The sequence below is a fragment of the Nocardioides sp. OK12 genome, from assembly GCF_024341885.1.
Lineage (GTDB): Bacteria > Actinomycetota > Actinomycetes > Propionibacteriales > Nocardioidaceae > Nocardioides > Nocardioides marinisabuli.
In genome coordinates, this window is record NZ_BNET01000001.1 from 856,135 (window position 1) to 868,627 (window position 12,493).

The window sequence follows — 12,493 nt, forward strand, 5'->3', positions numbered from 1 at the left end:
TCGGGTACCCGATGAAGGTGGCGCCACCCGGCTGAAGGTTCAGCCAGGTGCCGCCAGTTCCATCGGGTACCCGATGAAACTCCCGCAGCGCGCAACCCTCAAGCGACACGTGAGGGTGGGACGGGTGTTAATCCCTGGGACGGGAGAGGCGTTCGCCTAGGGTGGCCAGCATGGCGACCCGTACGTCTTCCCCGCCGGGGTCGCGGAGCACGAGCACGTCCACGAACGGGTCCTCGACCCGGTCCGGCAGCTCAGGCACCCGACCTCGGAGTACCTCCACCACCAGCGCTGCGCGCGCGAGCTCGACCGGCAAGCGCCCGTCGACCTCCAAGCGCACCCCGACCAAGAAGAGCAGCACGGCCAAGCGGCCGGCCCCGCGCGCGGTGCGCAGCGGGCCGAGCCCGGTGCTGCTGACGCTCGGCGCGATCGCGCGCGGCATCGGCGCCGTGTGGCTCGCCGTCGCGCACGCGATCGGCGCGGTCGCCCGGGGGATCGGGCGCAGCGCCCGCGACCTCGGCCCCGAGCACCGCCGCGACGGCGCCGGGCTGCTGCTGCTGGCGCTGGCGGTCGTGACGGCCGGTGCGGTGTGGTTCCAGATCCAGAGCCCGGTCACAGACCCGGTGCGCACCGCCGTGGCCGGCTCGGTCGGCAAGCTCGGCTGGTTCGTGCCGATGGCGCTGGTGTGGGTCGGGTGGCGCACGATGCGCGACCCGGTCAGCAACGGCCCCGCCGGCCGGCAGGTCATCGGGTGGACCGCGCTGGCCTTCGGCCTGCTCGGCATCGTGCACATCGCCAACGACAGCCCCCAGCCGGTCGCCGGCGACGCGACCCCGCTGCAGGCCGGCGGGGGAGCGGTGGGCTACGTCGTCTCCTCGCTGCTGCTCGACCTGCTCCGCTCGACGTACGTCGTCGTGCCGCTGCTGCTGATGCTCGTGGCCTTCGGCGTGCTGGTGGTCACCGCCACCCCCGTCTACCAGGTCCCCGACAAGCTGGCCGCCCTGCGCGACCAGGCCCTGGGCCGCCACCTCGACGAGGACGACCGGGCCCCGCGCGGGCGCGCCCGCCGGGGCGACGACGAGATCGACCCCGACATGGGCGACCCGGCGTACGACACCCCGGTGCTCAGCGACCGCGAGATCGACAAGCGCAAGCGCAAGCGGGAGCGCGACGCCCTCGACGTGGCCCTCGACGAGGACCTCACCGTCGAGCAGCAGGCCGCGCGCGGCGAGCGCGAGGACAGCAGCGTCGGCGTCGACATCTTCGCCCCGGCCCCGACCCCGGTCGTCGCCGAGCCCGCGGCCGCGAAGGAGGAGCTCGAGCCGCCGCCGCACTCGCCGCTGCCCCCGCGCGTGGAGCAGCTCTCGCTCTCGGGCGACATCACCTACTCGCTGCCCGCCAACGAGGTCCTCAAGCCCGGGTCGGTGCACAAGGCCCGATCGAAGGCCAGCGACGACGTCGTCGAGCGGCTCACCGGGGTGATGGACGAGTTCGGCATCGACGCCCAGGTGACCGGCTACACCCGCGGACCGACCGTGACCCGCTACGAGGTCGAGCTCGGCGCCGGCATCAAGGTCGAGAAGGTCACCGCGCTCAGCAAGAACATCGCGTACGCCGTCGCCTCGGCCGACGTGCGGATCCTCAGCCCGATCCCCGGCAAGTCCGCGATCGGCATCGAGATCCCCAACATCGACAAGGAGATCGTCAGCCTCGGCGACGTGCTGCGCTCGGGCGCCGCGCGCGGCGACCACCACCCGATGGTCTGCGGCCTGGGCAAGGACGTCGAGGGCGGCTTCGTGGTCGCGAACCTCGCGAAGATGCCGCACCTGCTGGTCGCCGGTGCCACCGGCTCGGGCAAGTCGAGCTTCATCAACTCGATGATCACCTCGATCCTGATGCGCTCCACGCCCGACGAGGTGCGGATGATCATGGTCGACCCCAAGCGGGTCGAGCTGAACGCCTACGAGGGCGTGCCGCACCTGATCACCCCGATCATCACCAACCCCAAGAAGGCCGCCGAGGCGCTGGCCTGGGTCGTGCGCGAGATGGACATGCGCTACGACGACCTGGCCAACTTCGGCTTCCGCCACATCGACGACTTCAACAAGGCGGTGCGCGCCGGCAAGGTGGAGGTGCCCCCGGGCAGCGAGCGCGAGCTCTCGCCCTACCCCTACCTGCTGGTCATCGTCGACGAGCTCGCCGACCTGATGATGGTCGCCCCGCGCGACGTCGAGGACGCGGTCGTGCGGATCACCCAGCTGGCCCGCGCGGCCGGCATCCACCTGGTGCTGGCCACCCAGCGCCCCAGCGTCGACGTGGTCACCGGCCTGATCAAGGCCAACGTGCCCAGCCGGCTCGCCTTCGCCACCTCCAGCCTCTCCGACAGCCGGGTCATCCTCGACCAGCCGGGTGCGGAGAAGCTGGTCGGGCAGGGTGACGGGCTGTTCCTGCCGATGGGCGCCTCCAAGGCGGTGCGCGTGCAGGGCTCGTGGGTCACCGAGGCCGAGATCGCCCAGGTCGTCCAGCACTGCAAGACCCAGCTGGAGCCGACCTACCGCGAGGACGTCACCGCCCCGGCGGCCGCCAAGCGCGACCTGGACGACGACATCGGCGACGACATGGACCTGGTCATCCAGGCCATCGAGCTGGTCGTCTCCACCCAGTTCGGCTCCACCTCGATGCTGCAGCGCAAGCTCCGTGTGGGCTTCGCCAAGGCCGGTCGCCTCATGGACATCATGGAGTCCCGTGGCGTGGTCGGTCCCTCCGAGGGCTCGAAGGCACGTGACGTGCTGATCAAGCCCGATGAAGTCGACGGACTGATCGCGATCCTGCAGGGGGAGATGTGAGCGAGCACCAGATGGACCCGACCCGCACCGACGAGGCCACCACCAAGGAGACCACCGACGAGGCCACCACCGACGGGACCACCACCGAGGAGACCAGCGGTCCCACCGTCGTCGAGGTGCGCCGCGACGTGCGCGTGGCCGCCCCGCTCGGCGTGGTCGCCGCGCTCGTGGCGGCGGCGTACGTCGCCCGCGTCGCCGGCGGCGGCAGCCCCCTGGACTGGGCGCTGCTCACGCTGGTGGGCGCGATCGCCGCGGTGCACCTGGCCACCCTGGCCGACAGCCGGGCGCCGCTCTTCGTGGCCGACGAGCACGGGGTGCGGCTGCGCCGCGGACGCACCTGGCACGGCCTGCCCTGGACCGACATCGACGCCGTCGAGGTGCTGCCGCGCCGCAGCTGGTGGCGCGACGGGTCGCTCGACGTGCTCGCCGGCGAGGACGAGCCGCGCAGCGTGCCCCTGGCGATGTCGACGACCGTGACCGGCGTGACCGAGGGCTCCGACCTGGTCGCCGCGCTCGACGAGCTGGCCGGCGGCGCGACCGAGGTCGCCCAGATCGAGGGCTACGAGTACGTCGACGAGGACGAGTGGGCCGCCACCCGCGCCGACGTCGAGCCGGAGGCAGAGGTCGTCGACGTCGACGACCAGGTCGCTCTCGAGGCCGACGTGGAGGACGCGACCGAGGTGGTCGCCGACGAGGAGACCGAGCCGGCGCGCCACCACCTGCCCGACCCGCGGCCGCTGCTGGCCCACGCCATCGAGCGGGTCGCCTCCGGGCTGCCCGACCGGTTCCGCCCCGGTGCCTCCAGCCCCGCTGGGGGACCCGCCAGCCCCGCCGCCGGTACGGCGACCGGGAGCGAGCCGGTGCAGGCGCCGGCGGCGTCGTACGCCAGCGCCACCCCCGCGCCCCTGCGCGACCCGGTGACCGCGGTGCGGGCCGAGATCCGCAGCGACGTGACCGTGGCCCGCGACGACCAGGACCAGACCCAGGTCTTCGGGGCCAACGCGCTGCGCCTGGACGCCCACGGGAGCGACGACACCGCGCTGCGGCTGCCCGAGGCCCGTGAGCTGCGCCGCCCGGGCAGCGTCTCGCTGGTCGAGGACACCGTGCAGTGGAGCCAGCGCGACGGGCGCGTGCGCCCGATCGCCACGGAGGGATCGGCCGTCGAGCCGATCGTGCTCGACGACCTGGGCGAGCCGGCCGCCGACCCGGTCGTCGGCCCCGAGCTGGCCGCGGCGCGCACCCGGCTGGGGCTCACCGTCGACCAGCTGGCCGACCGCACCCGCATCCGGCCGCACGTGATCGAGTCGATCGAGGTCGACGACTTCGCGCCCTGCGGCGGCGACTTCTACGCCCGGGGCCACCTGCGCACCCTGGCCCGCGTGCTCGGCATCGACGCCACCCCGCTGCTGGCGCACTACGACGAGCGGTACGCCGACGCCCCGATCAACCCGCGCCGCGTCTTCGAGGCCGAGCTCGGCTCGGGCGGCGCGATCCGCGCCACCCGCGGCGGCCCGAACTGGTCGGTGCTGATCGCCGCGGTGATGGCGCTGGTGCTGGCCTGGTCGGTCGCGCGCCTGATCACCGACAGCCCGGTCGAGCTGCGCGACCCCGTGCCGCAGCTGTCGACGGCGGGCTCGACGAGCGCCGGCGACCCGGTGCCCGTGGTGCTCACCGCGGCGGGCGGCGGCGCCGAGGTCGTCGTGCGTGACGGCGCCAACGAGCTGGTCTACAAGGGCGCCCTGTCCTTCGGCGAGACCAAGGTGCTGACCAAGGTCTCGCAGCCGGTGCGCGTGCAGTCCAGCGACGGCTCGCTCGAGGTCAGCGTCGACGGCGTCGACCAGGGGGCGCTGGGCAGCACCGGCCAGGAGGCGCAGAACACGTTCGTCGCCGGTCGGTGAGCGCTGGTTCGCGCCGCTGGGCGCCCGGCCGCCATACTCGAGGCAGCCATGAGCACCCAGACACCAGCCGCCCCTGACCAGACCGCCGCCACCGACCACGCAGGCCCCGACCTGCTGTCGGTGGCGATGGTGACCCTCGGGTGCGCACGCAACGAGGTCGACTCCGAGGAGCTCGCCGGCCGGCTCGAGGCCGGCGGGTTCCGGCTGGTCGACGACGCCGCCGAGGCCGACACGGTCGTGGTCAACACCTGCGGCTTCGTCGAGGCGGCCAAGAAGGACTCCGTCGACACCCTGCTCCAGGCCGCCGACCTCAAGACCGAGCACGGCGGCAGGGCGCAGGCCGTGGTGGCCGTGGGCTGCCTGGCCGAGCGCTACGGCAAGGACCTGGCCGAGTCGCTGCCCGAGGCCGACGCGGTGCTCGGCTTCGACGACTACCCCGAGATCGCGGCGCGGCTGCGCTCGATCGTGGCGGGGGAGACCCACCAGGCGCACACGCCCCAGGACCGGCGCCGGCTGCTGCCGATCAGCCCGGTCGACCGCGCGGCCACCGAGCTGGCCGTGCCCGGCCACGGCGACGTCACCACGGTCGGCCAGGGCGGTCCCGCGACCGGTCCGCGCGCCGTACGCCGCCGGCTCGACTCGGGCCCGATGGCGCCGCTCAAGCTGGCCTCGGGCTGCGACCGGCGCTGCTCGTTCTGCGCGATCCCGGCCTTCCGCGGCTCGTTCGTCTCGCGGCGGCCCGCCGACGTGCTGGCCGAGGGCCGGTGGCTGGGCACCCAGGGGGTGCGCGAGCTGTTCCTGGTCTCGGAGAACTCCACGTCCTACGGCAAGGACCTCGGCGACCTGCGCCTGCTCGAGACGATGCTGCCCGAGCTGGCGGCGATCGAGGGGGTCGACCGGGTGCGGGTCTCCTACCTGCAGCCCGCCGAGACCAGGCCCGGGCTGATCGAGGCGATCGCCACCACGCCCGGCGTGGTGCCCTACTTCGACCTCTCCTTCCAGCACGCCAGCAACGCGGTGCTGCGCCGGATGCGTCGCTTCGGCGACCCCGAGAGCTTCCTGGGCCTGCTCGAGCAGGTCCGCTCCTTCGCCCCGCTGGCCGGGGTGCGCTCCAACGTGATCGTCGGCTTCCCCGGGGAGAGCGAGGACGACCTCGAGACGCTGTGCGACTTCCTGGTCGCCGCGCGGATGGACGTCACCGGCGTCTTCGGCTACTCCGACGAGGACGGCACCGAGGCGGCCCGCCTCGACGGCAAGCTCGACGAGGACGAGGTGCGCGCGCGCACCGAGCACGTCACCGCCCTGGTCGAGCAGCTCAACGCCGAGCGCGCCGAGGAGCGCATCGGCGAGCGCGTCGAGGTGCTCGTCGAGGGCCTCGTCGACGAGGACGGCGACCCGCTGGTCGCCGGCCGCGCCGCCCACCAGGGTCCCGAGGTCGACGGCACCACCTACCTGCCCGACTCCACCGGGCTGCGCATCGGCGACCTGGTGCCGGCCCTGGTGACCGGTACCGACGGCGTCGACCTGATCGCGGAGGAGATCCGATGACCGAGCCCACCAGCGAGCAGGCGGCGCCCCCCAGCAACTGGAACCTGCCCAACGCGCTGACCACGCTGCGCATCGTGATGGTGCCGTTCTTCGGCGCCGCGCTCCTGGTCGACGGGGGCGACTCCGCCACCTGGCGCACCGTGGCCTACGTGATCTTCGCGCTGGCGATGATCACCGACAAGATCGACGGCGACATCGCCCGGGCCCGCAACCTGGTCACCGACTTCGGCAAGATCGCCGACCCGATCGCCGACAAGGCGATCACCGGCATGGCGCTGATCGGCCTCGCGATCGTCGGTGACATCTGGTGGTGGGTGGCCATCGTCGTGCTGCTGCGCGAGTGGAGCGTCACCCTGATGCGCCTCTCGATCGCCAAGCGGGTCGTGCTGGCTGCCAAGGACCTCGGCAAGTGGAAGACCACGGTGCAGGCGCTGGCGCTCGGTGGCCTGACCCTGCCGCTGCGCGACCCCGACCTGCCCTCGGCCCTCGAGGTGCCCGGCGAGGTGCTCTTCTACGTCGCCCAGGTGCTGCTGGCCGTGGCCGTGGCGCTGACCCTGTGGTCGGGCTGGGAGTTCTTCCGCGACGTGTGGAAGCAGCGCCACACGCTGCGCGGCCCCCGCGCCTGAGAGGGCTCTTTGCCCGCCAGGGCCATGGTGAGAACTGTCGATCCTGACCGACCGATTTGGCACTGGTTGACCGGATTGCGCCTCAGCACGTCCTGGACACGTGTGGTTCATGTGGCGGTCGTGATTCTGCGAGCCCAGGGGGTTACCTTGCGCTCGTCGTATCCGGTAAACCGTAAGGACCCTCACACGTGTCGTCTCGCACATGGGCAGGGCGGGCCACCCGCCCCCTCGCTGCTGGGCTCGGGCTCGGCCTCGCGGCCAGCGCCCTGACCCTCACCACCTCCACGGCGGCCTACGCCGCTGACCCCGTCACCATCACGCTGCTGAACATCAACGACTTCCACGGTCGCATCGACGCCAACACCACCAAGTTCGCCACGACGATCGAGCAGATCCGTGCCGAGAAGGGCGAGGCGAACACCCTCTTCCTCTCCGCCGGCGACAACATCGGCGCCTCGGTCTTCGCCTCGAACGTCCAGGACGACGAGCCGACGATCGAGGTCCTCAACGTCCTCGAGCTCGCCTCCTCCGCCGTGGGCAACCACGAGTTCGACAAGGGCTTCGACGACCTCACCGGTCGGGTGGGCACGCTCGCCGACTGGAACTTCCTCGGCGCCAACGTCTACGCCGAGGGCACCCAGACCCCTGCCATGCGCGAGTACGACACGTTCGAGGTCGACGGGGTCACGGTCGGTGTCATCGGCGCCGTCACCCAGGAGACGCCGACCCTGGTCAGCGCCAGCGGCGTGGCCGGGCTCGAGTTCGGCGACCCCGTCGAGGCCGTCAACCGGGTGGCCGAGCAGCTCTCCGACGGGGACGAGACCAACGGCGAGGCCGACGTGATCGTGGCCGAGTTCCACGAGGGCGCCGGCGCCGGCATCCCCGACGGCTCCTCGCTCGAGGAGGAGGTCGCGGCCGGCGGTGCGTTCGCCGACATCGTGAACGAGACCGACGCCGAGGTCGACGCCATCTTCACCGGGCACACCCACAAGCAGTACGCCTGGGACGCCCCCGTCCCCGGTGAGGCCGGCACCCGCCCGATCGTCCAGACCGGCTCGTACGGCGAGAACATCGGCCAGATCGACCTGAGCGTCGACCCCGCGACCGGCGATGTCACGGCCTCGACGGGCACCAACGTGGCCCGCGCCGCCGAGGAGGACCTGTCGTTCCCGCGGGTCGCCGAGGTCAAGGAGATCACCGACGCGGCCCTCGCGTTCGCCGCCGAGGTCGGCAACCAGCCGGTCGGCCAGATCACCGACGACATCACCACCGCCTTCGGCGGCGGGTCCTACGTCGACGGTGAGTGGACCGGCGGCGGGCGCGACAACCGTGCCGAGGAGTCGGCCATGTCGCACCTGGTCGCCCAGGCGCTGCTCGACGGGCTGCCGTTCGGTGAGCCGGACATCGGCCTGACCAACCCCGGTGGCCTGCGCGCGGACTTCCGCTTCGCCGGCAACACCGCCGAGAACCCGCAGAACACCGACGGTGTCGTCACCTTCGCCGAGGCGAACTCGGTGCTGCCGTTCGGCAACACGATCGTCACCGCGGAGCTCAGCGGCGCCGACCTGATCACGATCTTCGACCAGCAGTGGCAGACCGCCGAGACCCCGGAGGACCCGGCTCCGAGCCGTCCCTACCTGGCGCTCGGCGCCTCCGAGAACGTCGACGTGGTCGCCGACCCCACCGCGGAGACCGGCGAGCACATCCTGTCCCTGAAGATCGACGGCGAGGAGGTCGACCCTGACGCGACGTACTCGGTGGCGACCTTCAACTTCCTGGCCGAGGGCAACGACAACTTCCGCGCCTTCCGCAACGCCGAGGTCACCGACTCGGGCATCAGCGACGCCGAGCTCTTCCGCGACTACATCGCCGACAGCTCGCCGATCAGCCCCGACCACGACCAGCGCCAGATGCTCGTCGACACCGACGAGAGCGGCGTCAACGCCGGTGCCACCGAGACCATCGAGGTGTCCAAGCTGGGTCTCACGTCCCTCGGGTCGCCCGAGGACTCCTCGGTGACCGTGACCGGCGGCGGCGCCGAGCTCGGCACCTTCCCGGTCGCCGACCGCAGCGCCAGCATCGTCGTCGACGTCCCCGTCGAGCTCGCCGGGGACTCGATCACCCTGACCAGCGAGCAGGGCGTCACCGCGGAGCTCCCCGTCGTCAAGGCCCAGCCGACGCTGAAGCTCAAGCGCAAGCCCGGCAAGGTCGTGGCCCGCAAGACCAAGATCAAGGTCATCAGCCGGGTCCTCGTCGGTGACGAGGCCGCCGACGGTCGCGTCCGGGTCCGCGTCCCGGGCGGCCAGACGTTCGCCGGCCGCCTCAACGACAACGGTCGCGTGGTCATCAAGGTCACCAAGACCTTCGGCCAGCCCGGCAGCAAGAAGGTCGTCGTGACCTACCTCGGTGACGACACCACGGAGTCGGTGGCGCAGAACCTGCGCTTCACGGTCCGCAAGTAGCTCGGTCGGGGGCCCGTCGCCACACCGGCGGCGGGCCCCTCGTCCATCCCCCCCCGGCGGCTCGACGCCGCCCCTCCCTCCTCGGAAGGCTTCTCCATGCCCATCTCCACCCGGGCCGGCCGTCGGCTGGCACCGCTGCTCGCCGGTTCGCTGGGCCTCGCGGCCCTCGCCACCGGCGTCGGCACCGCACCGGCGTACGCCGTCAGCACCGGCCTCGTGATCAGCGAGGTCTACGGCGGCGGCGGCAACTCCGGCGCCTCCTACACCCACGACTTCATCGAGCTCTTCAACCCCACCGACGAGGCGATCTCGGTCGACGGCTGGTCGGTCCAGTACCGCTCGGCCTCGAGCACCAGCACCGCGCAGACGACACCGCTGACCGGCTCGGTACCGGCCGGTGAGCACTACCTCGTCCGGGGTGCCGGTGGCAGCACCGGCGCTGAGCTGCCGGCCCCTCAGGCCTCCGGGTCCCTCAACCTCTCCGCGACCAACGGGCAGGTCTTCCTCGTCGACTCGACCGCTGGCCTGACTCCCGCCGACGTCCCTGCCGGCAGCGTGGCCGGTAGCCAGGCCTTCGTCGACATGGTCGGCTACGGCACCGCCAACGTGTTCGAGACGACTGCCGCCCCGTCGCCGGGTGGCAACGTCGCTTCCTTGAGCCGCGGCGACGAGACGTCGGACACGGACGTCAACTCCGCCGACTTCTCGGTGACGCAGTCCCCGACCCCCAGCGCCGCGACCGCGGAGCCCGAGCCGGAGCCGGAGCCGACCGCGGTCTCGATCCCCGAGATCCAGGGCGACGGCGCGACCTCGCCGCTCGACGGCGACGCCGTCACCACCACGGGCGTCGTGACCGCGGCCCCGCAGTACCTCTACGGCTTCTACGTGCAGGACCCCGAGGGCGACGGCGACGCCGCCACCTCCGACGCCGTGTTCGTGTACTACCCGCAGGGCTCCGGCAGCATCACCGTCGAGCCCGGCGACCACGTCGAGGTCACCGGTGAGGTCGACGAGTACGCCGGCCAGACCCAGGTGGTCTCCTCCGCCGCCGGCACCGTCGAGCTCAACGAGGCGGCCGGACCCGTGGAGGCGTACGCCGGTGAGTGGCCGGCCACCGACGCGGCCAAGGAGTCGCTGGAGGGGATGCTCTTCAGCCCGCAGGGCGAGTTCACCGTCACCAACACCTACTCGACCAACCAGTACGGCGAGGTCGGCCTCGCGGTCGGCGACAAGCCGCTGATCCAGCCCACCGAGGTCGCCGACGCCCAGGACACGGACGCGATCGCCGCGGTCGAGGCCGACAACGACGCGCGCGCCATCACCCTGGACGACGCCTCGAGCACCACCTACACCAGCAACAGCTCGCTCACGCCGCCGTACGTCTCCAACGAGGCGCCCGTGCGCGTCGGGGCGTCGGCGACGTTCACCGAGGACGTGATCCTCACCCAGGGCGGCTCGCCGAGCTCGCCGACGTACCGCTTCCAGCCGCTGGTCACCGTCAGCGGCCCGGACTACACCGCCACCTCGCCGGCGACGTTCGAGAACACCCGCACCGAGGCCCCCGACGCCGAGCAGCTCGCGGCCGACGGCACCCCGGACCTCAAGGTCGCCTCGTTCAACGTCCTGAACTACTTCACGACCCTGGGCGACGCCGACGACGACAACGTCGGCGACGACGGCTGCACGTCGTACAACGACCGGGACGGCGACGGCACCACCGTGCGCGGCGGCTGCGACCTGCGCGGCGCCTGGGACCCCCAGGACCTCGCGCGCCAGCAGGAGAAGATCGTCGCGGCGATCAACGCCCTCGACGCCGACGTCGTGGGCCTGATGGAGATCGAGAACTCGGCCGCGCTGGGCGAGGAGGCCGACGAGGCCACCCAGACCCTGGTCGACGCCCTCAACGCCGACGCCGGCGAGGGCACCTGGGCGGCCACCCCGTCCTCCGACGAGCTGCCCGCCGCCAGCGAGCAGGACGTCATCACCAACGCCCTGATCTACAAGCCGGCCGCCGTCGAGCGCGTCGGCGAGGCCCGGGCCCTGGGCGACCAGAGCGCGAGCGGGCAGGCCTTCGGCAACGCCCGTGAGCCGATCGGCCAGGTCTTCGCGCCGGTCGGCGGCGGCGAGGACGTCCTCGTCGTGGTCAACCACTTCAAGTCCAAGGGCTCCGGCACCGACGACGGCACCGGCCAGGGCAACGCCAACCCCGACCGCGTCGCGCAGGCGACCGCGCTCGAGGAGTGGGTGCCCACGGTCCAGGACGAGACCGGCACCGAGGCCGTGCTGCTCGTGGGCGACTTCAACTCCTACTCGATGGAGGACCCGATGCAGGTCCTCTACGAGGGCGGCTACACCAACGTCCAGGAGCTGTCGCCGGTGCAGGAGTGGTCCTACTCCTTCAGCGGTCTGTCGGGCTCGCTCGACCACGTGCTCGCCAACGACGCGGCGCTCGAGCTGGTCACCGGCACCGACATCTGGAACATCAACTCGGGCGAGTCGATCGCGCTGGAGTACAGCCGCTTCAACATCCACGGCACCGACTTCCACGCCCCGGGTCCCTTCCGCTCCAGCGACCACGACCCGGTCGTGGTCGGTCTCGACGCCACGGCCGACGCCCCCGAGCTGCTCGACGCCGACATCGCTGTGAAGGTGGCGCCCAAGCGTCCGCGCGCCGGTCAGCACCGGGCCACCTTCAAAGTCGTCGTGACCGCTGAGGGCGCGACCCCCGGCGGCCAGGTCGTGGTCGACCTGCCCGGCAAGCAGGACCTCGTCGGTGAGCTCAACGCCGCCGGCAAGGTCGTGCTGAAGATGGTCAAGCCCTTCGGCAACGCGGGGGAGAAGACGGTGGTCGTCAGCTACGCCGGTGACGACTCGGTGGCACCCGCCGACCTCACCACCACCCTCGAGGTCCGCGAGCCGAAGAAGAACAAGAAGAAGTAGCAGCACTCCGCGTCACCCACGACCCGCCCGGGCCTCCCGGGCGGGTCGTGGTGCGTCCGGCCCCAGTCGGCCGAGCAGTCACTTCTGAACCACCGAGCGGTCGGTGAGGTCAGGGGAATGTCGCAACACCCTCTGACCTGGGGGTACGACCCATGCCTACTCCACCGATGCCTGCT

7 protein-coding genes are annotated in these 12,493 nt (G+C 72.1%); 6 read left to right on the plus strand and 1 reads right to left on the minus strand.

Annotated elements, in window-relative coordinates; genetic code table 11:
• Window positions 1-127: 127 nt before the first annotated feature.
• Window positions 128-439 (minus strand): hypothetical protein, encoded by a 312-nt coding sequence (locus OCU29_RS04205; RefSeq protein ID WP_246305170.1) that lies wholly within the window; start codon window positions 437-439, stop codon window positions 128-130.
• Here OCU29_RS04205 and OCU29_RS04210 point away from each other — a divergent pair.
• The 6 genes from OCU29_RS04210 (at window position 405) to OCU29_RS04235 (ending at window position 12,317) form a co-directional block, all read left to right on the plus strand.
• Window positions 405-2,843 (plus strand): DNA translocase FtsK, encoded by a 2,439-nt coding sequence (locus OCU29_RS04210; RefSeq protein ID WP_261818894.1) that lies wholly within the window; start codon window positions 405-407, stop codon window positions 2,841-2,843. The two genes, OCU29_RS04205 and OCU29_RS04210, sit on opposite strands and share 35 nt — an antisense overlap.
• Window positions 2,840-4,741 (plus strand): RodZ family helix-turn-helix domain-containing protein, encoded by a 1,902-nt coding sequence (locus OCU29_RS04215; RefSeq protein WP_261818895.1) that lies wholly within the window; start codon window positions 2,840-2,842, stop codon window positions 4,739-4,741. The genes OCU29_RS04210 and OCU29_RS04215 overlap by 4 nt, the downstream gene beginning before the upstream one ends.
• Before the next feature lie 48 nt (window positions 4,742-4,789).
• A complete protein-coding gene (gene rimO, locus OCU29_RS04220) occupies window positions 4,790-6,289 on the plus strand; it encodes a 30S ribosomal protein S12 methylthiotransferase RimO (RefSeq protein ID WP_179616294.1) in 1,500 nt (499 codons plus the stop codon).
• A complete protein-coding gene (pgsA, locus tag OCU29_RS04225) occupies window positions 6,286-6,915 on the plus strand; it encodes a CDP-diacylglycerol--glycerol-3-phosphate 3-phosphatidyltransferase (protein WP_179616295.1) in 630 nt (209 codons plus the stop codon). The genes rimO and pgsA overlap by 4 nt, the downstream gene beginning before the upstream one ends.
• Before the next feature lie 188 nt (window positions 6,916-7,103).
• Window positions 7,104-9,377, plus strand: a complete 2,274-nt coding sequence (locus OCU29_RS04230; protein WP_261818896.1) for a bifunctional UDP-sugar hydrolase/5'-nucleotidase — start codon at window positions 7,104-7,106, stop codon at window positions 9,375-9,377.
• Window positions 9,378-9,473: 96 nt separating this feature from the next.
• On the plus strand, window positions 9,474-12,317 hold the full coding sequence (locus OCU29_RS04235; protein ID WP_261818897.1) for an ExeM/NucH family extracellular endonuclease: 2,844 nt from the start codon (window positions 9,474-9,476) through the stop codon (window positions 12,315-12,317).
• Window positions 12,318-12,493: the final 176 nt, after the last annotated feature.